Annotated in this window: 18 protein-coding genes; 15 read left to right on the plus strand and 3 right to left on the minus strand. The window is 62.2% G+C overall.

The features are described from left to right. The first annotated feature begins 185 nt into the window (after positions 1-185). From Q7C33_RS19030 to Q7C33_RS19040, 3 genes are read left to right on the plus strand one after another with little or no spacing between them, the layout of a single operon-like run. Positions 186-698, plus strand: coding sequence for a hypothetical protein (locus Q7C33_RS19030; protein ID WP_334598625.1), 513 nt, complete (start codon positions 186-188; stop codon positions 696-698). After that, complete coding sequence (locus Q7C33_RS19035) at positions 695-2,104, plus strand: PAAR domain-containing protein (RefSeq protein ID WP_407683940.1); 1,410 nt, start codon at positions 695-697, stop codon at positions 2,102-2,104. Before Q7C33_RS19030 ends, Q7C33_RS19035 begins: the two co-directional genes overlap by 4 nt. After that, positions 2,101-2,490 carry a hypothetical protein gene (locus Q7C33_RS19040; RefSeq protein ID WP_198797015.1) on the plus strand — a complete coding sequence of 130 codons (390 nt, stop codon included), beginning with the start codon at positions 2,101-2,103 and terminating at the stop codon, positions 2,488-2,490. The genes Q7C33_RS19035 and Q7C33_RS19040 overlap by 4 nt, the downstream gene beginning before the upstream one ends. A 76-nt stretch (positions 2,491-2,566) precedes the next feature. On the opposite strand, the gene Q7C33_RS19045 is transcribed toward Q7C33_RS19040, so the two are convergent. Together Q7C33_RS19045 and Q7C33_RS19050 are read right to left on the minus strand one after the other, a co-directional pair. Next, a complete protein-coding gene (locus Q7C33_RS19045) occupies positions 2,567-2,878 on the minus strand; it encodes a DUF6916 family protein (RefSeq protein WP_407683941.1) in 312 nt (103 codons plus the stop codon). A gap of 46 nt (positions 2,879-2,924) precedes the next feature. Further along, a complete protein-coding gene (locus Q7C33_RS19050; RefSeq protein ID WP_030137988.1) occupies positions 2,925-3,512 on the minus strand; it encodes a phage tail protein in 588 nt (195 codons plus the stop codon). A gap of 302 nt (positions 3,513-3,814) precedes the next feature. Between Q7C33_RS19050 and Q7C33_RS19055 the strand changes: the two genes are divergently transcribed. The 9 genes from Q7C33_RS19055 to Q7C33_RS19095 all read left to right on the plus strand — a co-directional run bounded on the left by Q7C33_RS19055 (position 3,815) and on the right by Q7C33_RS19095 (position 17,488). Next, positions 3,815-4,660, plus strand: a complete 846-nt coding sequence (locus tag Q7C33_RS19055; protein WP_407683942.1) for a sulfotransferase family protein — start codon at positions 3,815-3,817, stop codon at positions 4,658-4,660. Between the two features lie 51 nt (positions 4,661-4,711). Further along, positions 4,712-11,029 carry an Ig-like domain-containing protein gene (locus Q7C33_RS19060; RefSeq protein ID WP_407683943.1) on the plus strand — a complete coding sequence of 2,106 codons (6,318 nt, stop codon included), beginning with the start codon at positions 4,712-4,714 and terminating at the stop codon, positions 11,027-11,029. 43 nt (positions 11,030-11,072) lie between these two features. Further along, positions 11,073-12,584, plus strand: coding sequence for a TolC family protein (locus Q7C33_RS19065; protein ID WP_030137985.1), 1,512 nt, complete (start codon positions 11,073-11,075; stop codon positions 12,582-12,584). A gap of 12 nt (positions 12,585-12,596) precedes the next feature. Then, entirely contained in the window at positions 12,597-13,382 is a 786-nt protein-coding gene (locus tag Q7C33_RS19070; RefSeq protein ID WP_407683944.1) for an aspartyl/asparaginyl beta-hydroxylase domain-containing protein, read from the plus strand. Continuing rightward, complete coding sequence (locus Q7C33_RS19075; RefSeq protein ID WP_258648678.1) at positions 13,370-14,353, plus strand: sulfotransferase family protein; 984 nt, start codon at positions 13,370-13,372, stop codon at positions 14,351-14,353. Before Q7C33_RS19070 ends, Q7C33_RS19075 begins: the two co-directional genes overlap by 13 nt. Positions 14,354-14,400: 47 nt before the next feature. Next, positions 14,401-14,646 carry a DUF2789 domain-containing protein gene (locus Q7C33_RS19080; protein ID WP_181290286.1) on the plus strand — a complete coding sequence of 82 codons (246 nt, stop codon included), beginning with the start codon at positions 14,401-14,403 and terminating at the stop codon, positions 14,644-14,646. Between the two features lie 212 nt (positions 14,647-14,858). Then, a complete protein-coding gene (locus Q7C33_RS19085) occupies positions 14,859-15,440 on the plus strand; it encodes an alpha/beta hydrolase (RefSeq protein WP_217860941.1) in 582 nt (193 codons plus the stop codon). 47 nt (positions 15,441-15,487) lie between these two features. Beyond that, positions 15,488-16,423, plus strand: a complete 936-nt coding sequence (locus Q7C33_RS19090; RefSeq protein WP_334598630.1) for a sigma 54-interacting transcriptional regulator — start codon at positions 15,488-15,490, stop codon at positions 16,421-16,423. A gap of 282 nt (positions 16,424-16,705) precedes the next feature. Then, positions 16,706-17,488 carry a MetQ/NlpA family ABC transporter substrate-binding protein gene (locus tag Q7C33_RS19095; RefSeq protein WP_198797022.1) on the plus strand — a complete coding sequence of 261 codons (783 nt, stop codon included), beginning with the start codon at positions 16,706-16,708 and terminating at the stop codon, positions 17,486-17,488. 110 nt (positions 17,489-17,598) lie between these two features. Here Q7C33_RS19095 and Q7C33_RS19100 read toward each other — a convergent pair whose 3' ends face one another. Next, positions 17,599-18,759: an AAA family ATPase gene (locus tag Q7C33_RS19100; RefSeq protein ID WP_323154274.1), complete on the minus strand. Its 1,161-nt coding sequence runs from the start codon at positions 18,757-18,759 to the stop codon at positions 17,599-17,601. Positions 18,760-18,884: 125 nt separating this feature from the next. On the opposite strand from Q7C33_RS19100, the gene Q7C33_RS19105 reads away from it, so the two are divergent. Genes Q7C33_RS19105 through Q7C33_RS19115 form a run of 3 tightly spaced genes read left to right on the plus strand, consistent with a single transcriptional unit; the run spans position 18,885 to position 24,093 of the window. Beyond that, positions 18,885-19,988: an efflux RND transporter periplasmic adaptor subunit gene (locus Q7C33_RS19105; protein WP_030140540.1), complete on the plus strand. Its 1,104-nt coding sequence runs from the start codon at positions 18,885-18,887 to the stop codon at positions 19,986-19,988. Continuing rightward, positions 19,985-21,049, plus strand: a complete 1,065-nt coding sequence (locus Q7C33_RS19110; protein WP_030140539.1) for an efflux RND transporter periplasmic adaptor subunit — start codon at positions 19,985-19,987, stop codon at positions 21,047-21,049. Before Q7C33_RS19105 ends, Q7C33_RS19110 begins: the two co-directional genes overlap by 4 nt. Further along, complete coding sequence (locus Q7C33_RS19115; protein ID WP_407683945.1) at positions 21,046-24,093, plus strand: efflux RND transporter permease subunit; 3,048 nt, start codon at positions 21,046-21,048, stop codon at positions 24,091-24,093. The genes Q7C33_RS19110 and Q7C33_RS19115 overlap by 4 nt, the downstream gene beginning before the upstream one ends. The last annotated feature ends 133 nt before the right edge of the window (positions 24,094-24,226 follow it).

Consider the following 24,226-nt stretch of genomic DNA (forward strand, 5'->3'; position numbering starts at 1 on the left):
GCAATGGAGCCCTCCGAAGCGTAGGAAGAATCGGTTTTTTGCCTAGGACGTTTCCTAATCGTTCCAAATCCATACCCTTTGGGATTGCGTCTTGCCCGTAATGCAACGTTTTATCCATGGCTCTGAAATTCGTTCGGCTTGGCAGAGGACAAGCGAACGACTACCCCTGAGTAGGAGCCTTGAAAATGCACGCATCCCTGCAACTCGGCTATACCAACGAAGTATCCGCTGAATATCTAAGTCACATGGACGACTGCTATTTCAAGGAGCAACAACCGTCGTCGTTCATCGATGAAAAACGGGCATACGTCAAAGCCCATCCGCCCATTGCCATTTACCGCGTCGCCACCGAGGGTAGCCAGACTCGCGACGGGGGTGTGGTCCAACAAGGGACTCTGCGGATGGTATTCACGCTGGATAGCGGCCAACAGGTATGCGCGGCGCGCAAGGGCGACCTCGTGGTTTATGCCGATGGACGCACGGCGCAAATCGTAACCACCGCAGGGGAGGCCAACAGTCACATTGCCCTGGTTGGCAGTCGCCTCGGCAATGGCGATGAAATCATCAACACGCCCCAAGAGGGCTTCTTGCTCTTCACCCGTGAAGGTGTGCCGATGGCGGAGGATTTCTTACCCGCCCTCACGCTTGCGGAGGTTCAGCTCCCGTCCTCGGATGTGACGATGGAGGGCGTGCGATGAAGGAGGGTTATTTCATAGGCCTGGGCGACAAGACCACCTGTGGCGGGAAGGTGCTGGACGGCAATAGCGGGGTCAATATGTTTGGCCTGCTGCATGCCCGTGAGGGTGATCGCGTTTCCTGTGGCCGGGACGGGAAAACCTATCAGATCAGGGGCGGTATCACGCACATGGTCAGCCATGGCAAGCATCTGGCTGGCACGTTGGACAGTCACAGTACCTGTCCTTGCAAAGCGCAGTTGATTCCCTCGGTGCCCTGGGCTACCTACCGAAAATCGGACGTCGCACCGCAAGCCAGTCGCGCCGCTCAACCGGCTTCTCAACCCACCGTGGACGCGCCGATTGCACCGCGGCATTCGAGCTTCGCCCCCTCAAGCCAGCTGCCGTTCGGAGCATCCACCCACCTGGAACCTCAGGAGCCAGGTTTCTATGTCGTCCCTAAAAGCTTGAGCCGTGAAGCCTTGGAAGCCACGCTATTCCCCGCGCCCGACCCGCAGGTGATGCGCAAATTCCGAGCGCTGAACCCTCGCCGCGATGTGGTCAAAGCCGGTTCGATGATCGTGTTGAGCGACCCGAACAACCTGCAATGCACTCGCGAAGAAGCGCAGGTGATGGCGGCGGCGGAAACAGTCAATGCCGCACTCGAAGACCTGACGGCCGAACAAGCTGACTTCATGCACCGCCACGCGGCCGAGATCGCCAGCTTCACCGGCCAGACCTCGACCTGGCTGGGCGTGAGCGCCGTGGTGATGGAAAAACACCTGGCGAGCCTGCGCGACACCCTGCAAGCCATGGAGCGCTTGCACCAGGACAGCTATCGCCAGCATGGGCATCTCAAATCAGCGCAATTCTTTACCGAACGCAAACTCCTGCTCGCCCAGTTGGACGCTCACTTGCTGAATTCCACCCGCCTGCGCGGCCATACGACGCTGGGAGACCATCCCAAGTTGAAAACCGCCCTTGGCATTTCGAGCCGCAGCCTGGTTCATCATTGGAACAAGGCTGGCGCGCCGGGGCAGATACCGGGGTATGCCACGCATGTGGAGGCGACCAGTCGTGCTGCGAAATATATGCAGATGGGTGGGTATGTTGGTATTGGGATTGGTGGGGTGTCTTCTGTGCTGGCGGTTCAGGCTGTGTGCAACGGGGGTTCAGAGGAGGCTTGTGAGCGGGTCAGGTTTACTGAGGGAGGGAAATTTGTCGGGTCAGCAGTTGGTGGCTGGATTGGAGGGGTCGGTGCTTCTGCTGCGAGTGGTTCTGTTTGCTTACTGCTAGGAGTCACTACCGGCATTGGAGGTGTTCTCTGCGTCGGCGCGGTGGTGGCGGCTGGTGCGTGGGGAGGTACGACGCTGGGTGCTATGGGGGGCGAGGGGATTGGGGAAGTACTGTACGAGGAAATTTTGCAATGATACCGGAGGAGTTCTGGAAGTCTTGGCTGGCTTTTTGGTTTATGGCCGGCCCCACCCTGCTGGGCTTTTCGAGCTTTTTATTCTGCCTCTATCTGAGCCGCCGACATTTGAACGCCATGATGCAGGCCCTGAATAACAGCCGCTACATCCATCTTTGGGGCCCCGCATGGCGGAGGCGAGGCTGGGTCGGGGGGATCATACTGATCGTGAAAATCGCCGGAATGGTAGTGTTTCCAAGGGCAAATATACTGAGCGGTAATGTAGATCCAACCGATATTGAAAATTTCCCACCGCGTCTGAAACGCCTTTTGACTGTTTTTTTGGCGATCGTGTACGCTTCCTTAGTCTGGGCGATAGTTGTGTATTTGCTGATGAAATTTAAGTAGCTTGGGCGAGCAGCATGATGGTCTGGACGGGTGCCATCGCGAGCAAAGACGCTCCCACAAACTAAGCAAAATCCCATCAATTAAACGCAATATAAAAATACCCCACCCCCGGATCCCGTCCCATCGGCGGTACCCGTGATACGAACACCCCTTCGAGCCTGCCCAATTCCGGAACTTCCAACCCACAGAGCCCATCGACGAAGTCGGTGCTTTCCAAGCTATTGAACTCGACGCTGAACGGCATGCGTTCGCTGCTGGGCATTTTCGCCCGGGGTGCTTCTTCCAGGGTTTCGATCCGTACGGGCAGGCAACTGCCGTCGGGCAAGGTCAGGTGGCTGGTCTGGCCGAGCAGTGGTTGGAAATGGCGACTATGAACGTGTTGCAGCATATCGATGCTCCCAAAAGCCGGAAGACCGAGGCCTTCCGGCGGGTGGTCAGTTGCGGGATGGGAAATAGCCTTGCAGCGCGATGCTGAAGTTGATTGCCAGGTACGGGTTCATGATCGCCATCGGCGTGCTGCCGCCAGTAGGGGCGACCGTGCCACTGACCACCGTGGTCACGCCTTGCAATGGCACCGGCGAAGCACCCACTTGATCGGAATATATCGCCGCCGAACCGGGCCCGGTGCCCGAGGTGCCGATGAATGAGTTGGTGGCCGTCGGCGTGTTCACCGGGTTGCTGGCCGGGTTCGCCAGTTGCAGCGTGGTGGCGGCGGTAATGCCGGTGAGTGCATGGGTGTGGTTGGGCAGGTTGTTCAGCGTTGCGCTGACGTTTTCCGTACCGGAAATCTCGCCGATCACCCGCGGAGTCAGGCCCAGCCCGTTGCCTTGGCCCAGAGGCAGGCGCCCCTGCAGGTTGGGCAGCATGAAGGTCGTCTGCCCGTTGCCGCCATACGTTACGCCGATCAGCGCGAACAGGGTCTGATACTGGGAAAGGGCGAGTGTTTGCCCGTTGCACAGGGCCCAGTCCCTGGGTGCAAAGTTAAAGGCGAATGACTGGATAGTGCCGATGAATACTTCCATAGATTCCTCGTCCTTCAGGTTATGGGTCTTGCAATGCCTGGCACGTGAAGAACAAGAGTGCGATCAGCCCGACTCCTTCGTTCCCTGGCCTGGTCACGCACGGCTGAGCGTAGACGGGGATGGCTGATTTTGCCGGACGGATCGAATGAAAAAACCGGCTCGGCTGGCTTAATCGATTCACGTCTCGAATGCCTCGATACCGTCCATCTTTTTTACAGGGTTTGATGCGTTTGATATCAAAACACCACTAGGCGAAGTTTTTTTCCTCGGCTACGCTTCGGCTACAAAGGACTACAAACAAGGTGAAGGGATTGCCGCAGTTTCACTTTATCTCCGGTCTACCGCGCTCTGGCTCGACCCTGCTTTCTGCGATTCTGTTGCAGAACCCGCGCTTTCACGCCGGCATGACCAGCCCCGTCGGTACGCTGTTCAGCAGTGTCTTGCAGCAATGCAGCGCGGGCAGCGAGTTCGGTTCGGTGATCGACACCGATCTGCGACGCCGCCTGTTGCGCGGCCTCTTCGATTCCTACTACGCCGACAAATCCGATAAACCGGTCATCTTCGACACCAACCGCCAATGGTGCGCGCGCCTGCCTGCCCTGCAGGACCTGTTTCCCCAAGCCAAGACCATCGCCTGCGTGCGCAACGTCGCCTGGATCCTCGACAGCCTGGAGCGGCTCTACCGCGCCAACCCTTTCGAAAATACCAAGCTGTTCAACGACGATGACGAGCGCAACACCGTCTACAGCCGTTGCGAAACGCTGGCCCAGCGCAACCGCCTGGTGGGGTTCGCCTGGACTGCGTTGAAAGAAGCCTATTACGGTGAAAATGCCGAATCGCTGCTGATCGTCGATTACGACCTGTTGAGCCAGGCGCCTGAACGCGTCATGCGGCTGGTCTACGAGTTCATCGGCGAGCCGTGGTTCGAGCACGACTTCAATCACTTGACCTACGACGCCCCGGCCTTTGATCAGGCCTTGGGTGTTGCCGGCCTGCACAAGGTCAAGCCCAAGGTTGCACCGCAAGCCCGACGGACGCTGCTGCCGCCGGATCTGTTCGATAAATATGCCGAATTGTCGTTCTGGCGCGATGGCACGGCCAGTGCCGCCAATGTCATTCGCATGAAAGCCGACGCCGCGATCAGTTGATCGCGGTTTTTATCATTTGCGTTTAAGAAAGTTCGAGTCCGGGTGATCGTCATGTGGTGGAGCAAAGGCAAATCGCGGGTAACCGAGGGCGCACAGGCCCTGGCATCGCCAATGATCATGTCGCTGGAGCCGCGAATGCTCTTCGACGGCGCGGTGGCCGCGACCGTGGCCGATGCCGCGCAGCCGGATGCACACCCGACCGCCGACGCCGCGAAGACGCCAACGGCGGACCAGCCTTCCGACAGCCATGCGCCCCAGGGCCAGACCGATGCCACCGAGGCGGCCGTCCCGGGCAAGTCCGTGGTGTTCGTCGACTCCCGCGTGAAGGACTCCGCCCAGTTGTTGCAAGGCGTGGCGCCGGGTACCGAGGTGGTGCAGCTCGATGGCACCAAGGACGGCTTGCAGCAGATCGCCGATTACCTGGGCACCCACCAGGGCGTCAGTTCGGTACAGATCATTGCCCACGGTAACGCCGGTGATCTGTGGCTGGGCAACAGCTACCTGTCGGCCGACAACGTCCAGGCGCGCAGCGAAGTGCTGGCGCAGATCGGCAAGGACATGAACGCTGGCGGCGACATCCTGATCTATGGCTGCTATACGGCCGAAGGCGACCGCGGCATGAGCCTGGTCAACTCGCTGGCGCAGCTCACCGGCCGGGACGTGGCCGCTTCCGACGACCGCACCGGCCTGGGCGGCGACTGGAACCTGGAAATCGCCACCGGCAACATCGAAAGCGCCAACGTGCTGTCGGCCAATGCCATGAGCGACTACCAGTGGGGCCTGGCCACCTGGACCGCCACCAACAACCTCAACAGCGGCGTGGGTTCCCTGCGTGCAGCCCTGTTGTCCGCGCAGAACGGTGACATCGTCACGTTCAACACCAGCATGACCGTCGCCCTGACCCAGGTGCTGGTGGTCGATAAGAACATCACCATCGATGGCGACCTCAATAACGACAACGTCGCCGACGTGACCCTCGACGGCCAGTACCGCACCCAGATCATGCAAGTCACGTCCGGCACCACGGCCACCCTCGATGGCCTGGTGATTACTCGGGGGATGGTGGCAGGCAACGGTGGTAACGGCGGCGACGACGCGCTGGTGTCCCAGGGCGGCGGCATCTACAACGCCGGCACCTTGACCCTGCGCAACGTTACGGTCACCGCGAACGCCGCTTCAGGCGGCGGTGGCGGTGGCGGTGTGACGCCGCAGTACGCCGGTGGCGGCGGCGGTGGCGGTGGTGCGGTCGGTAGCGGTATCGGCGGCAAGGGCGGCGACACGCTTAACTCCACGGGTTCCAATGGCTCGGCCGGGCAGGGCGGCGCGGGCGGCGGCTTCTTCAACATTGGCGGGCGTGGCGGTTCCACCACGGGTGGCGCGGGCGGTGCGGCCTATCCGGGCTACAGCACCGGTTCGGCCGGCGGTACGGCCAGCAGCGGTGGCTTGTCCATCGGCGGTGGCGGCGGTGGTGACGGGTATGACAACTTCGGCGGCGACGGCGGCGGTGCGGTCGGTGGCATCTACAACGATACCGGCGCGACCCTGCGGATCATTGGCAACTCGGTCATCTCCAACAACGTCGGTGCCGGCGGTGGCGGTGGTGGCGGCGGGGCGGGCGGTAGCTATCTCCAGGCGGGCGGTGCGGGCGGCGTCGGTGTCGGCGCGATCTGGAACAAAGGTTCGATCCTGATCACCGCCGCCAACTTCGCCGCCCTGGCTGGCAACGTCGGCGGCAGTGGCGTAGGCGGGACAAGTGCAGGTACCGCAGGGGTTTCACCGGCGTCAGTGGCCAACGTCTACGGCGATGGCGGCACCATCAATACCAACTATGTGCCGGACGAGACGCCGCCCACCGCGACTGTCGTGGTGGCCAACACCAACCTGAACTCCGGTGGTACGTCGACGGTGACCATCACCTTCTCCGAAGCCGTGACCGGCCTCACCGCGGCGGACCTGACGGTGCAGAACGGCACCGTTGGCACCTTGACCACCAGCAACGGCGGCATCACTTGGACCGGCACGTTGACCGCAGCCAGCGACATCGCCGACACCACCAATATCATCACCCTGAACAACACCGGTGTGGCTGACCTGGCCGGTAACGCCGGGGTGGGCACTACCGACTCGAATAACTACATCGTCAACGACACCGTGGCGCCGACGGCGTCCATCGTGGTGAGCGACACGGCCCTCAGGATTGGCGAGACCTCGACGGTGACCATCACTTTCTCCGAGGCCGTCTCCGGCTTCACCACGGCAGACATGACGGTGGCCAACGGTACGCTCAGCGGCCTGAGCACCAGCGACGGCGGCATCACCTGGACCGCCACCCTGACACCGGATGCGGCTATCACCGATACCTCCAATCTCATTGTCCTGAACAACACGGGCGTGGCGGACCTCAATGGCAACGCCGGCGTGGGGACGACCAACTCCAACAATTACGCCATCGACACGCAACGTCCGACCGCCACCATCGTGGTCGCCGATACGGCGTTGAGTGCGGGCGAAACCTCGGTGGTGACCATCACTTTCAGCGAGGCCGTGAGTGGTTTCACCGCGGCGGACCTGACCGTTGCCAATGGCAGCGTGACCGGGCTGAGCACCAGTGACGGCGGCATCACGTGGACCGCGACGCTGACCCCGAGCGCCAGCATCAGCGACACCAGCAACCTCATCACTTTGGACAACACCGGCATTGCCGACCTGGCCGGCAACGCCGGCAGCGGCACCACCGACTCGAACAACTACGCCATCGACACACAGCGTCCGACCGCGTCCATCGTGGTCGCCGATACGGCGCTGAGCGTCGGTGAAACGTCCTTGGTCACGATTACCTTCAGCGAGGCCGTCACGGGCTTCACCCTGGCAGACCTGACCGTTGCCAACGGCAGCTTGAGCGGGCTGAGCAGCGGCGACGGCGGCATCACCTGGACCGCGACGCTGACCCCGAGTGCCAGCATCAGCGACGCCACCAACCTGATCATCCTGGCCAATACCGGCGTGGCGGATGCAGCGGGCAATGCCGGCAGCGGTACCACCAGCTCCAACAACTACGCCGTCGATACCCAGCGTCCCACGGCCAGCATTGTCGTGAGCGATACCTCGCTGAGCGTCGGCGAAACCTCTTTGGTGACCATCACCTTCAACGAAGCGGTAACAGGCTTTACCACCGCAGACCTGACGGTCGCCAACGGTACGGTCACCGGCCTGAGCAGCGGCGACGGCGGCATCACTTGGACCGGAACACTGACGCCAAGCGCCAGCATCAGCGACACCAGCAACCTCATCACCCTGGATAACACCGGCGTGACCGACGCGGCGGGCAACAGTGGTAGCGGCACCACCGATTCCAACAACTACGCCATCGACACCGCGCGCCCGACTGCAACCATCGTCGTCGCCGACACGGCTGTCGGTGCTGGCGAAACTTCAGTGGTAACGATTACCTTCAACGAAGCGGTGACCGGTTTCACCCTGGCGGACCTGAGCGTCACCAACGGCAGCCTGAGCGGGCTGAGCACCAGCGACAACATCACCTACACGGCGACGTTCACGCCGTCGGCAGGCGTCACCGACACCACGAACCTGATCACCCTCAACAACACCGGCGTGGTGGATGGCGCGGGCAACACCGGCAGTGGCACCACCGACTCCAACAATTATGCCGTCGACACCCAACGTCCAACTGCGACCATCGTGATCGCCGACACCGCGCTGAGCGTGGGCGAAACCTCCCTGGTGACCATCACCTTCTCCGAAGCGGTCGGCGGTTTCGACAATTCAGACCTGAGCGTGGCCAACGGCACATTGAGTGCGGTCAGCAGCAGCGATGGCGGCATTACCTGGACCGCCACCTTCACCCCTGCCCTCGGCGTCAGCGATACGTCCAACGTCATTACCTTGAATAACACCGGCATCACTGACGGGGCGGGCAATACCGGCACCGGTACCACCAATTCGAACAACTACCAGGTCGACACCAACGTGCCGACGGCGACCATCGTGGTCGCCGACAGCACCTTGGGCATTGGCGAAACGACGATCGTGACCGTGACGTTCAACTCGGCGGTCAGTGGCTTCGACAATTCGGACCTGACCGTCAGCAACGGTACCTTGGGCACCATGAGCAGTACCGACGGCGGCGTCACCTGGACCGCGACCTTCACGCCGAGCACCAGCATTTCCGATACCAGCAACGTGATTACCCTGGACAATACCGGCCTGATCAACGGCGCGGGCAACGCCGGTGTCGGCACCACCGACTCCAACAACTACGCGGTGGACACAGTGCGTCCGACCGCGACCATTGTCGTGGCCGACACCGCCATCGCGGCCGGCGAAACTTCGCTGGTGACCATCACGTTCAGCGAGGCCGTGACAGCGTTCACTACCGCCGACCTGACCGTCGCCAACGGAACGATCTCCGGGCTGAGCAGCAGCGACGGCGGGATCACCTGGACCGCGACCTTCACGCCCACCAACGGCGTCAACGACAGCAGCAATGTGATTTCGCTCAACAGCGGCGGCATCATCGATCTGGCGGGCAACGGCAACGTCGGCACAACCGATTCCAACAATTACGCCCTCGATACCCAGCGTCCGACTGCCACCATCGTGCTCAGTGATTCATCACTGAGACCGGGCGAAACGGCGCAAGTGACCATCACCTTCAGCGAGGCGGTGAGCGGTTTCAGCAACGATGACCTGAGTGTTGCCAACGGCACCTTGAGCGCCGTGAGCAGCAGTGATGGCGGCCTGACCTGGACCGCCACGTTTACCCCGTCCCTGGGCGTGAGCGACACCACCAACCTGATCATTCTCGACAACACCGGGGTGAGCGATGCGGCGGGCAACACCGGAACCGGTACCACTGATTCGGCCAACTATGCGGTCGAGACTCGCGTACCGACCGCCACTGTCGTCGTCGCCGACACCGCGCTGAGCGTGGGCGAAACGTCGCAGGTGACGATCACCTTCTCCGAAGCGGTCAGCGGCTTCGACAACAGCGACCTGACCGTCAGCAACGGGACGCTGAGCAATGTGTCGTCCACCGACGGCGGCGTCACCTGGACGGCAACGTTCACGCCGGCGAGCAATATCACCGACACCAGCAACCTGATCAGCCTGGACACCAGTGGCGTCACTAACGTTTCGGGCAACAGCGGTGTTGGTGTGGTCGACTCCAACAACTACGCAATCGACACCGTGCGCCCGGGCGCGACCATCGTGGTGGCCGATACCTCGCTGGGCATCGGCCAGACCACCACCGTGACCATCAGCTTCACCGAGGCGGTGTCCGGTTTCGACCTGTCGGACCTCAGTGTCGCCAACGGCGTGCTGTCCAACCTCGCCAGCAGCGATGGCGGCCTGACCTGGACGGCGACCCTGACGCCAACGGTGGGTGTCAACGACGCCACCAACCTGATCCTGCTCGACGCCAGCAACGTACAGGACAGTGCCGGCAATGCCGGCGTGGGCATCGCCATCTCCGCCAACTATGCCCTCGATGCGACCCGGCCGACCGCGACCATCGTGGTCGCCAACCCGACCTTGGGCGTGGGCCAGACGACCCAGGTGACCTTCACCTTCAGCGAGGCGGTGACGGACTTCGACCTCTCGGACCTGAGCGTCACCAACGGCGAACTGAGCAACCTGACCAGCAGCGACGGCGGCAAGACCTGGACGGCGACCTTCACGCCCACGGTGAACCTCACCGATCCAAGCAATTTCATTGCCCTGGACACCGGTAACGTCAGCGACCTGTCGGGCAATGCTGGATCAAGCGTGGCGGTGTCCAACAACTACGCGATCGACACCGTGGTGCCCAACGATGTGAAGCCACCACCGGACTTCCTGACATCGGACCCAGTAACGGTCATCCCGCCGTCCGAGGTGCCGTTGCAGCCGATCGTCTTCACGCCGCCGACTGGCAACCTGGGCTCGCCGCTGGGCTTCCCGCCGCTGTTCGAGCAGCGCGATGTCGGCGGTCTCGATCCTATCGGCAGCATCTTCATCAACCGGGGCGAGCTGGCGCCCAGCTATATCGCCCAGGTGTTCAGCAGCGACGCCGCCGGGGATGGTTCGGGCCAGGGGTTCCTGGGCTTTGGTGGTGGCGATGGCGGGGTGTTTGGCAGCAGCACGATTTCCAGCCTGTTCAACCAGGACGCCAGTTCCGATGGCGAATCGCTGGATGCGTTCGACAACCAGTCGATCAAGGGGGGCGATGCGTCCCAGGGCGTGCGCGGGGTATTCGGCGCACCGACCTTGGGCCAGCAATTGCAGCAACTCAAAGACACAGAGCAACGTCAGGTGGACAGCTTGGCAATGGCTTTGAAACAGGCCGGCACCCGCCAAGTGCAGGCCTGAGAAATTCCCATAAGAAAATACGGCAGCCAGGGGCAATCCAGGGATGAATAGAAGTCAGAAGTTATTCGGTATGAGTCTGCTGGCGTTGGTGGTCAGCGGTTGTGCGGTCACCAGCGAGCCGATCGATCGCAGCGTCAGCGAACAGCGCGCCCGCACCGACCTGCAGAGTATGTACAAGGACCAGGAGCCTCTCAGTGGACCACTGACCTTGCACCAGGCGATGGCCCGCGCGGTGAAGTACAACCTTGAAGGCCGCTTGAAAATCATGGAAGAAGCCCTGGCCAAGCGCCAACTCGACCTGGCCAGTTTCGACATGCTGCCGCGCATGGCCCTGGATGCAGGTTATGTGGGGCGCAATAACGTCAACGCCTCCAGCAGCCAGAGCGTGGAAACCGGCACGCAGTCCCTGGAGCCGTCCACTTCTCAAGATCGTGACCGTGAGGTGGCGGACCTGACCATGGTCTGGAATGTCCTCGATTTCGGCGTCAGTTACATCAGCGCCAAGCAGGCCGGTGACCAGCGGCTGATCGTGCAGGAGCGCCGGCGCAAGGTGATCAACACGATCGTCCAGGACGTGCGTTCGGCCTACTGGCGAGCCATGGCCGCCGAGCGTCTGCTCAAGCAGATCGACAGCCTGATGGCGCGGGTCGAGACGGCACGTGGCAACAGCCAGAGCATGAGCGAGCAGCGCATCGGTGATCCGGTGCAGGCTTTGGGGTACCAGCGTTCGCTGATCCAGGCCACCCGCCAGTTGGAAGAACAGCGCCGGGCCTTGTCCCTGGCCAAGACCGAACTGGCGACCTTGATCAACCTGCCACTGGGCACTGAGCTGACCCTGGCGACCCAGGATGAATATGCGATTCCGGAACTCAAGGTCGACCTGGCCCGCCTCGAACAGGAAGCCCTGGCTAGCCGGCCTGAATTGCGTGAGCAGGATTACCAGACCCGCATCACCGCCGCCGAAACCCGCAAGGCCATGTTGCGCCTGCTGCCAGGCCTGGAGTTCTCGGCCGGCGGACATTACGACAGCAACTCGTTCCTGGTCGAACAGGGCTGGGCCGACTATGGCGTGAAAGTCACCTGGAACCTCTTCAATGTCATCTCTGCTCCGGCGGCGATCGACGTGGCCAAGGCCGGCGAAGAAGTCGCGGCGGCGCGGCGCCAGGCCATGTCGATTGCGGTGCTGGCGCAGCTGTACGTCGCCAACGCGAACTACCGTGAAGCGCTGCGCCAGTTCAAGACCAGCCAGCAACTGTCGGACATCGACGGACAGATTGTCGGCCAACTGCGCAGCCGTCATCAGGCCGCAGGCATCGGGGAATTGGACCTGATCCAGGGCGAGTTGAACACCTTGCAGGCCGACCTGCGCCGTGACCTGGCCTACGCCGACCTGCGCAACGCCTATGGGCAGATCTTCGCCAGCGCCGGCCTCGACCCGCTGCCAAACGAAGTGCAATCGACCGAGGTGCAGTCGATTGCCACTGCGCTGGCTAACCGCGAAGCGGCCTGGGCCCAAGGGGACATCGCGGTGGCAACGCCGCCGGTGGCGCAATAACGGAGTGCCGGGATGACGCTTGCGGCGTTTTCCCGGCTGCCCGTCACGGCAAACCTGCCGCTGCTGTTGCAGGCGTTGGCCGCCGTCGAAGAGGATCGTTGGCAAGGCCACTTCAATACTGCCTATCACAGTGGTGATTGGAGTGGCGTGGCGCTGATTTCGGCGGCCGATGCCTTGACCGAACTGTCGCCCGGACGCGGCAGGCCGTTGCCTCGTGCGCCCTGGCTGGAGGATGAGCGCTGGCGACAGGCGTTGCGCGATTGGCCCTTGGAAATTGTCTCGGCTCGACTGCTACGGTTGGGGCCTGGTGGACGCATCCACGAACATCGCGACTATGACCTGGGCGGGCCGGGTGCCGACTTGCGCCTGCACGTTCCTCTGCTCAGCCCGCCTGACGTCGAATTCTGGCTGGACGGGCAGGTCATTCCGATGAAAGCGGGTGAATGCTGGTTCCTTGACCTGGCGCGTCCGCATCGCGTGGCTAATCGAAGTGATCAGCCGCGGGTTCACTTGGTGCTCGATTGCCGTCCCGGACCGTGGTTGGAACAGCAGATTGTCGACGGGCTGACCTCCACGCCCATTGCCGGCATCAAGCAAAGTGACTTGGCCTGCTTTCAGCGGCGCGTGGAGGCTGATCCGCATCTTGCCCGGACGTTGCAAGGCCTGCAGGACCTGGACGCGTTCATCGAATCAGCCCTGGCGCTGGGGGCGGAGCAGGGGTTTCATTTCACCCGGGAAGAACTGTGCGCCGCCATGCGCACCGGTCGCCGACAATGGAGCGACCAGTGGAAGACCTGAACCTGGAGGGCTGGTTGCCGATCCGCCTATGGCAAGAGGTGGGGCAGTGGCGGGTCGATTGGTGCTGGTTCGGTGACCAACGACTGTCACAGCCGTTCTTCAGCGATGCCGTCGAGCAAGCCCTGCGCTTGCCGTTCAACCAAGCGTTCCGCCGCCAGACGCCGCTGGACGCTCTCGGTCAGTGGCAACGTCAGAGCCCGGGACTCGAGCCCGGTGCGTTCATTTTCCATGCCTCCCGATGCGGCTCGACATTGATCAGCCAGATGCTCGCCCGATTGGACGACCACATCGTTATCTCCGAGCCGCCGCCCCTGGACGCACTGCTGCGCAGTGACCTGCCGACCGCCGAACGGTGCGTGGCGCTCAAGGGCTTGATGTCCGCCTACGGGCAGCGCCGCCGAGGCGTGGAACAGCGGTTGGTCATCAAGCTCGACGCCTGGAACATCGGTGAGCTGGCGTTGCTGCGCGAGTGTTTTCCCGATACGCCTTGGCTGTTCCTGTACCGCGCCCCCCTGGAAATCGCGGTTTCCCATATCCGCCGTCCCGGCATGCACATGGTGCCGGGGTTGATCGGGGCAAGCGTGCTGGACGACGGAACTCCGTTTGATGGCCAGGAGGATTATGTTGCGCGGCGATTGGGACGGCTGTTGCAGGTGGGACTGGAGCACTGCCGGGCGTTTGCCGGAACGGCGGTCAATTACGACGAATTACCCGAGGCGATGGCCGGCAGGCTGGGCGGTTTGTTCCGATTGGACACCGAACAACGCGGGCAAGTCTTCTCGGCGGTCAGCCAGCATGCCAAGCAGCCGGCGCAGGCGTTTGCGGGCGACAGCGAGGACAAGCGCCGAGAAGCGTCGCCCCTGTTGCGCGATCGGGTAGAACGTTGGGCACAAGCGCCTTACCAATCGCTGGAGTCGCTGAGAAGGGTCGAAGCCAAGACAAAGGGCTCGGTGTCCACGCCAAAGGACTAGACTTCGAGGGAAGCGTCCCAGCCATCCGACCCTGCTCAGGAGCCCCCATGGAAACCCCGGTCCATACCCTTCCCGCCTTGTTCAAACAGCTCGGCCTGCCCGACGACGCCGTCAGCATTGACCAGTTCATCGCCAGCCATTCGCCGCTCAAACCGGATCTGCATCTGGCCGACGCCTTCTTCTGGAGCGAGGGCCAACGGCAATTGCTGCGCGACGAAATTCTTGAAGATGCCGACTGGGCAGTGGTGGTGGATCAGCTCGACGTGCTGCTGCGCAAGGGCCGTAGCGATTGAAGCGAATGCATGACCTGTGGGAGCGGGCTTGCTCGCGAATGGGTTGTATCAGCCAACGCACCCGTTAACTGACTGACCGCATTCGCGAGCAAGCCAGCTCCCACGGTTCCTTCATATTCTTTTATGCTATTAATAAATATCTTCTTATTCCTTAAATAATATAACTCTCCTCCTTATACTCGTCCGGGAACAGACACGCAGGAGAGCAACCCATGCGCAACGAATCGATTCGCTACCTGATTGTGCCGGGCTGGCAAGGATCGCCGGAAAATCATTGGCAAACCCACTGGCAGAACAGCCTGCCCAACAGCACCCGGGTCGAGCAGGCCGATTGGTTGACGCCCCGGCGAGAGGATTGGGTGGCCGCGTTGGCAGAAGCTGTCGCTGCTGATAGCACACCGGTGATCCTCATCGCCCACAGCCTGGGCTGCATCACGGTGGCCCATTGGGCCGCTACCGCGCCGGTGCAATTGCTGCGACAGGTTCGCGGTGCTTTGTTGGTCGCGCCGGCAGATGTGGAGCGGCCGGCCTGCGCTCCGGCGTTGCGCAATTTCGCACCGATCCCGACCACGTTGCTGCCGTTTCCCAGCCAAGTGGTCAGCTCCGACAACGATGCGGCGGTCAGTGCCCCTCGCGCCTTGGAGCTGGCCCGCAACTGGGGCGCCGAGGCGGGGATCCTGGCCGGGGCGGGACATATTAATGTGACGTCCGGCCACCAGCGTTGGGAGCAGGGATTCGCTTATCTCTATCGTCTGCAAAACCGCATGGAGCATCACGCCCTGCGTCGCGCCTGAACTTTTAACGCCCTCCGTCTCCCGGCGGCCTGGGGCGGGAGCCTGCCATGAGTTTGCATGAAACCTTTGGTCAGCCCTTGCTGACCTTTCCCGATGCGGAAAAAAGCCCCCTGAGCATACGCGCCAAGGCGCTGGTGTTTGTCGACCCGCGTTCGCGGCAACTGCGCGAGGAACTGGAGCAATTGGCGTCACGCTCGGTTTCGGTATTGATTCGCGGTGAAACCGGCACCGGCAAGGAATTGCTGGCCCGGCATATCCATCGCGAGAGTAATCGCGGCGGGTTGTTCGTCTCGGTCAATTGCGGCGCCATCAGCCCGACCTACGCCGATGCCGAATTGTTCGGCTATGCCGCCGGCAGCCATAGCGGTTCGGCCAGCAGCCGGGCGGGGTGGTTTGGTTCGGCCAACGGCGGCACGCTTTATTTGGATGAAATCGGCGACCTGCCGCTGCCGATCCAGGTCAAGTTACTGGCGGCGCTGGAGAACCACGAAGTCACCCGTGTTGGCGCGCATCAGCCCAGTCCGGTGGATGTACGCTTGGTCGCGGCAACCAGCATCGACCTGGCGCAAGCGGTGGCGGCCGGGAAATTCCACGATCGGCTCTATCACTACCTGAGCGAGGGCCAACTCGAGTTACCGGCCTTGCGCGAGAGGGTGGGCGACATTTTGTCCCTGGCCGAATATTTTCTGGGCATCTACGGCCAGCGCCTTGGGTTCACCGTGCCGTTGATCAGCGAAGCGGCGCAGCATGCGCTGGAACAGCACAATTGGCAGGGCAATACCCGTGAGTTGGAAAACGTCATTCATTTTGCGTTGTTGGTGAGTGCCGGTGATGAGATTTTGCCGCAGCACCTGAACCTGCCTTCCCAGCCATCGACGCTGGAATCGATTGAGCGGCAGGTGGCGCAGGTCATCGCTCGGGGTTCGGAAGCCGAGCGTAAATCGCTCAAGGCGCTGCTCGATCAATGGGGCCAAACACTATAGCTCGGGACCCGCTCAACTGTGGTGAGGGAGCTTGCTCCCGCTGGGCCGCGCAGCGGACCCAAGATTTTTTGCGGTCGCTGCGCAACCGAGCGGGAGCAAGCTCCCTCGCCACAAGAGCGGCGTTTTTCCTATATGAGTAAAATGAATATGAACTTGAATAAAAGATATTGTTAAGGCATAAAAAATATCGGTATCTTCCGCATCACGTCAGCGATAGCACTTCGCTGGCACCTCACTTTGGCCGTCGTCGATGACGACAGTGATTTTCGATAAGGACACTGCATGAAAAAGGTTCTGTTGTTCACCGCATTGGCGGCAGCCCTGACCTCGGGCCTGGCCCAGGCCGCGGAGAAACTGGTCGTTGCTGCCACCCCGGTACCCCACGCCGAAATCCTCGAGCTGATCAAGCCAGCCCTCGCCAAAGAAGGCGTGGATTTGCAGATCAAAGTGTTCACCGACTACGTTCAGCCCAACGTACAAGTTGACCAAAAGCGCCTGGACGCCAACTACTTCCAGACCCTGCCTTACCTCAAGAGCTTCAACGAAGGCAAAGGTACTAACCTGGTGACAGTCATCGGCGTGCACGTCGAACCGTTTGGCGGCTACTCGAAAAAGGTCAAGAGCCTGGCTGAGCTGAAGGACGGCGCAACCATCGCCATCCCTAACGAAGGCAGCAACAGCGGCCGCGCCCTGATCCTGCTGCAGAAGGCTGGCCTGATTGAGCTCAAGGATCCGAAAAACGCCCTGGCTACGCCGAAAGACATCGCCAAGAACCCGAAGAACTTCAAGTTCAAGGAACTTGAATCGGCCATGTTGCCGCGCGTGCTAGACCAGGTTGACCTGGACATGATCAACACCAACTATGCCTTGGAAGCAGGTCTGAATCCGGCCAAGGATGCACTGGTAATCGAGGGTGCGGATTCGCCTTACGTGAACTTCCTGGTGGCCCGTCCGGACAACAAGGACAGCCCGGCCATCCAGAAACTGGCCAAGGCCCTGACCAGCCCGGAAGTGAAAGCGTTCATCGAGAAGAAATACAGTGGCGCGGTACTGCCGGCGTTCTGATTCTCCCGATAAAACCCTTCACGGTTTCAAACGCCGACGGCTGATACAGCGTCGGCGTTTTTTTATGCTCAAACAAAGTACTTTGGAAGTGATCACCTGTGGCGAGGGAGCTAGTCCGGCCAATGCCACGCCGGCTCATCCAACGCGCGCTGCCCGGCAATCCCGGTCTGCCCAAAGTCCTTTTCCAGCACGATGCAATTGCAGTCCTCGTCCTGTTCCAGCGCGGCAATCAGGCGCGTGGCGTGGGACACGACCCAGACCTGGCAATTGGCCGAGGCTCGGATGATCAAGCGCGCCAAGGCCGGCAACAGGTCGGGGTGCAAGCTGGTTTCCGGTTCGTTGAGGACCATCAGCGACGGCGGTCGCGGCGTGAGCAGGGCGGCCACCAGCAACAGGTAGCGCAAGGTCCCGTCGGACAGTTCGGCGGCGGTCAGTGGCCGCAGCAGGCCGTGCTGTTGGAACGCGATGGCGAAACGTCCACCTTGCAGCTTGTCGATCTGCAGATGAGCGCCCGGGAAGGCATCGCCGATGGCGGCATGTAACGCCTCGAAGTCGCCTATCTCAAGGATCGTTTGCAGTGCGGCGGCGAGGTCGCGGCCATCGTGATGCAACACCGGGGTGCGGGTGCCGAGTTGGGGTTGGCGCACTGGGGCGTCGGCGTCGCTGCGAAAGTGATCATAGAAACGCCAGCGGCGAATGAACTCGCGCATTTGCAGCACCTCCGGCGAGGCACGCAGGCTGCCGACCTGGTCGAACAGGCTGTCGAAGGTCGGGGTGTGCTGGGACAGGACATCCCAGGAACGTCCCTCGCGGGCACGGACCATCGGCCCGTTGCGGTCCACCAGCAGGCTGGCCGGTCGAAACACCGGGCCGGCCCAGATGCATTCACGCTTGATCTCCGGGTCCAGGGAGAAAGCCGAGCGACTGGGCTCCGGCAGGCCCAGGGCGATCGAATAGCTGAAGTCTTCAGCGGCGAATCCCAGGCGCAGGCGCTTGGTGCCCTGACGCACGGTTGCCTGGACGGGTACTTCGCCGTTGCGCATGCGCCGGCTGATTTCTTCCGGGCCGGCCCAGAAAGTCGAGTCCAGGCCTCCTTCCCTGGCAAGCGCATTGACCACACCGCCTTGTGCCGTTTCCGCCAGCAGCCGAAGGGCGCGATACAAATTGGATTTGCCGCTGCCGTTGGGGCCGGTGATCAGGTTCAGCCGACCCAGTGGAATGACCAGTTTATTGATGGATCGGTAGTTGGCCACTGCCAGGGTCTTGAGCATGCGAATTCCCTTCGTGCATGGATGTCTGAGACGAGTCTGCCCGATTGCCGTGCATTCGGTGAACCCTGTTCTAAGCTCACAGTCGTATCGTCACTGGTACGTCGGTACAACGCAAAGGAGTCTGCATGACTGGTCCTGGAATCAAATTGATTGTTGGCTTGGGCGTGTGTGCGTTGTTGACGGGGTGTGGTGACAAGAAACCCGAGGAAAAAGCCTTGCCCCGGGTGTTCATCCAACAAGCCACACCCAGCGAGTACGCGGCCTCGGTCACGCTGACCGGCGATGTCCAGGCCCGGGTGCAAACCGATCTGTCGTTTCGTGTGGGCGGCAAGATCATCGAGCGCAAGGTCGACGTCGGCGACCGGGTCTCGGCCCGGCAAGTGCTGGCCCGGCTCGATCCTCGCGACTTGCAGACCAACGTCGATTCCGCCGAAGCCCAGGTGGCCGCCGAACAGGCGCGGGTCAAGCAGAGCGCGGCGGCCTTCGTTCGCCAGCAGAAACTCTTGCCCAAGGGCTACACCAGCCAGAGCGAATACGACACGGCCCAGGCGCAATTGCGCAGCAGCCAGAGCGCGTTGACGGCGGCCCAGGCGCAACTGGCCAACGCCCGCGAACAGCTCAGTTACACCGCGCTCATTGCCGAGGCGCCCGGCATCATCACGGCGCGCCAGGCCGAAGTCGGCCAGGTGGTCCAGGCCACGGAGCCGATTTTCAGCCTGGCCCGTGACGGTGAGCGTGACGCGGTGTTCAACATCTATGAATCACTGTTGCGCGAACCGCCCTCGGACCCGCAGATCACCATCAGCCTGCTGGACAACCCGGCCATCAAGACCACCGGCACGGTGCGCGAGATTACCCCAGCGGTGTCCGCCGAGACCGGTACCGTGCAGGTCAAGGTCACGCTCAACGACTTGCCTGAAGGCATGCGCTTGGGGTCGGTGGTCAGCGCCACGGCCAAATCCGCCGGCAAGACCGCCGTGGAATTGCCTTGGTCGGCACTGACGAAGAACCTAAGCGAGCCGGCTGTGTGGCTGGTGGACGGCGAGGGCAAGGCGCAGTTGCAGACGGTTACGGTCGGTCGCTATTTGACCGGCAAGGTCATCATCAGCGACGGGCTCAAGGGCGGCGAGAAGATCATCATTGCCGGCGGGCAATTGCTCCATCCTGGCGTGCGCGTCGAAGTCGCCGAAAACAATCACGACAAAGCCCCGACAGGAGCCCAGCCATGAAGCGCCTGTGGATGGTTTCGGCCGGCCTGCTGCTGGCCGCCTGTTCGAAAGAAGAAGCGCCGCCGGAGCCGATCCGACCGGTGTTGTCCATCGAGGTTCGGGCCCTCGACCAACAGGCCCTCGGCCGCTTCGCCGGGAATATCCAGGCCCGCTACGAAACCAACGTGGGTTTCCGGGTGCCGGGCCGTATTGCCAGCCGCAACGTCGATGTCGGTGCCGAGGTGAAGAAGGGCGACTTGCTCGCGACCCTCGACCCCACCGACCAGCAGAACCAGTTGCGCGCCGCCCAGGGCGACCTCGCGCGGATCCAGGCGCAGTACATCAATGCCCAGGCCAACGCCCGTCGCCAGCAACAATTGTTCGACCGTGGCGTTGGCGCCCAGGCGCAACTGGACGTCGCCCAGACCGATCTGAAAACCACCGCCGCCTCCCTGGAACAGGCGCGGGCCTCGGTTGAGCAGGCCCGTGATCAGCTCAACTACAGCGAACTGCACACCGATCATGACGCCGTCGTCACGGCTTGGACTGCCGAGGCCGGGCAAGTGGTGACCGCCGGTCAGCAGGTGGTGACACTGGCCCGTCCGGACATCAAGGAAGCGGTGATCGACTTGCCTGCTGGGTTGGCCGAACGCCTGCCGGAGGACGTGGTGTTCGAAGTCGCCGCGCAACTCGACCCGGCGACCCGCACCACGGCCATCGTGCGCGAGATCGAACCCCAGGCGCAAAGCGCCACCCGCACGCGCCGCGCACGCCTGACCCTGACCGATACACCGCCAGGATTTCGCCTGGGCACGGCCATCAGCGTGACCCTGAGCTCGGCCATCGAGCCGCGCATCGAGTTGCCGCTCAGTGCGCTGCAGGAAGTGGATGGCAAGACGCGAATCTGGCTGGTCAACCCGCAGGACCAGACGGTTTCGCCCCGGGACGTACAGGTGCTCGAACGGTCGGACGACTCGGTGTTGGTGGCCAACGGCATCAAGCCCGGCGACCGCGTGGTCAGCGCTGGCGTGAACAGTCTCCAGCCGGGGCAAAAAGTGAAACTCGACGAGGACGCACGATGAAAGGGCCTTTCAACTTATCGGAATGGGCCCTGCGGCATCAGTCATTCGTCTGGTACCTGATGTTCGTCGCGCTGCTGATGGGCGTGTTTTCCTACATGAACCTGGGCCGCGAGGAGGATCCGTCGTTCACCATCAAGACCATGGTCATCCAGACCCGCTGGCCTGGCGCGACCCAGGAAGAAACGCTCAAGCAGGTCACGGACCGCATCGAGAAAAAACTCGAGGAGCTCGATTCCCTCGATTATGTGAAGAGCTACACCCGGCCCGGTGAGTCCACGGTGTTCGTGTACCTGCGCGATACCACGGGCGCCAAGGAAATCCCGGAGATCTGGTACCAGGTCCGCAAGAAGATCAACGACATCCGCGGCGATTTCCCCGAAGGCCTGCAAGGTCCGGGATTCAACGATGAGTTCGGCGACGTCTATGGCTCGGTGTACGCCTTCACCGGCGACGGCCTGTCGATGCGTCAGTTGCGCGATTACGTGGAGCAAGTGCGCGCCGAGATTCGCGACGTGCCTGGCCTGGGCAAGGTGGAGATGGTCGGCGAGCAGGACGAAGTGCTGTACCTGAACTTCTCCACGCGCAAACTCGCGGCCCTGGGCATCGATCAACGCCAGGTGGTGCAGAGCCTGCAATCGCAGAACGCCGTCACCCCGGCCGGGGTAATCGACGCCGGGCCGGAGCGGATTTCCGTGCGCACGTCGGGGCAGTTCCAGTCAGAAAAGGACCTGGCCAACGTCAATCTGCGACTCAACGATCGCTTCTATCGACTGGCTGACATCGCCGATATCCGCCGTGGTTATGTCGACCCCGCCACACCGATGTTCCGCTTCAACGGCACGCCGGCCATTGGCTTGGCCATCGCCATGAAGAAGGGCGGCAACATCCAGGAATTCGGCAAGGCGCTGCACGCGCGCATGGATGAACTGACCGCCGATCTCCCGGTGGGCGTCGGCGTGCATACGGTGTCGGACCAGGCCGAAGTGGTGGAGGAGGCTGTCGGCGGTTTCACCAGCGCGCTGTTCGAGGCGGTGATCATCGTGCTGGTCGTCAGTTTCATCAGCCTCGGCATCCGGGCCGGGCTGGTGGTGGCGTGCTCCATTCCGTTGGTGTTGGCGATGGTATTCGTGTTCATGGAATACAGCGGCATCACCATGCAGCGGATCTCCCTCGGCGCGCTGATCATCGCCCTCGGGCTGCTGGTGGACGACGCGATGATCACCGTGGAAATGATGGTGACCCGTTTGGAAAAGGGCGACAGCAAGGACCAGGCCGCCACGTTCGCCTACACCTCGACCGCCTTCCCCATGCTCACCGGGACCCTGGTGACCGTGGCCGGTTTCGTGCCCATCGGCCTGAACGCCAGTTCGGCGGGCGAATACACCTTCACCCTGTTCGCGGTGATTGCCGTGGCGATGCTGGTGTCGTGGATCGTCGCGGTGTTGTTTGCCCCGGTGATCGGCGTGCACATCCTCAGCACTGACATCAAACCCCACAGCGCCGAGCCGGGGCGGATCGGCCGGGCGTTCAATGGCGGCCTGCTGTGGGCGATGCGCAATCGCTGGTGGGCCATCGGGATCACGGTGCTGCTGTTCGCGTTGGCGGTGTTTTGCATGCGCTTCGTGCAGAACCAGTTCTTCCCGTCTTCGGACCGCCCGGAGATCCTGGTGGACCTCAACCTGCCGCAAAACGCCTCGATGGACGAGACGCGCAAAGCGGTCGACCGCCTGGAAGCGACCCTCAAGGATGACCCGGACATCGCGCGCTGGAGCACTTACATCGGCGAAGGCGCCATTCGTTTCTATCTGCCGCTGGACCAACAGTTGCAGAACCCGTACTACGCGCAACTGGTGATTGTCAGCAAGGGCCTGGAGTCGCGGGCGGCGCTGACCGAGCGCTTGCAGAAACGCCTGCGGGAAGATTTCGTCGGCATCGGCAGCTACGTGCAAGCGCTGGAAATGGGCCCGCCGGTGGGACGGCCGATCCAGTATCGGGTCAGCGGCAAGGACATCGACCAGGTGCGCAAGCATGCCATCGAGCTGGCCACCGAGTTGGACAAGAACCCGCACATCGGCGAAATCATCTACGACTGGAACGAGCCGGGCAAGGTGCTGCGCATCGACATCGCCCAGGACAAGGCGCGGCAGTTGGGGCTCTCTTCGGACGACGTGGCCCGGCTGATGAACAGCATCGTCAGCGGCTCGCCGGTGACCCAGGTCAACGACGATATCTACCTGATCGACGTGGTAGGGCGCGCCGAAGACGCCGAGCGTGGTTCGCCGGAAACCCTGCAGAACCTGCAGATCGTCACCCCGGGCGGCACGTCGATTCCGCTGCTGGCCTTCGCCACGGTGCGTTATGAGCTGGAGCAGCCGCTGGTGTGGCGTCGCGACCGCAAGCCGACCATCACCATCAAGGCCGCCGTGCGCGATGAAATCCAGCCCACGGACCTAGTGAGGCAACTGCAACCGGACATCGACAAGTTCGCCGCCAAGTTGCCGGTGGGCTACAAGATCGCGACTGGCGGTACGGTGGAAGAAAGCAGCAAGGCCCAGGGCCCCATTGCCAGCGTCGTGCCGCTGATGCTGTTCTTGATGGCGACGTTCCTGATGATCCAATTGCACAGCGTGCAGAAGCTATTCCTGGTGGCGAGCGTCGCGCCGTTGGGTTTGATTGGCGTGGTGCTGGCGCTGGTGCCGACGGGCACGCCGATGGGGTTCGTGGCGATTCTTGGCATCCTTGCGCTGATCGGTATCATCATTCGTAACTCGGTAATCCTGGTGACCCAGATCGACGAGTATGAGCGTGACGGCTACGAACCCTGGGACGCGGTGGTCGAAGCCACCGAACACCGGCGCCGGCCGATCCTGCTGACGGCGGCTGCGGCGAGCCTGGGGATGATCCCGATTGCCCGCGAAGTGTTCTGGGGACCGATGGCCTACGCGATGATCGGCGGAATCATTGTCGCCACGTTGCTGACGCTGTTGTTCCTGCCGGCGCTGTACGTGGCCTGGTACAAGATCCGCGAGCCCAAGCGTGATTGAAACGGCCGAGAACATGTCCCATGTGGCGAGGGGATTTATCCCCGCTGGGCTGCACCGCAGCCCCAAGGAAAACAACCTCATTCAACCTGATACACCGGGTTTGCAGCCTTTTGGGGCTGCTTCGCAGCCCAGC

The organism is Pseudomonas sp. BP11-1-1, from assembly GCF_052112105.1.
Taxonomy (GTDB): Bacteria; Pseudomonadota; Gammaproteobacteria; order Pseudomonadales; family Pseudomonadaceae; genus Aquipseudomonas; species Aquipseudomonas alvandae.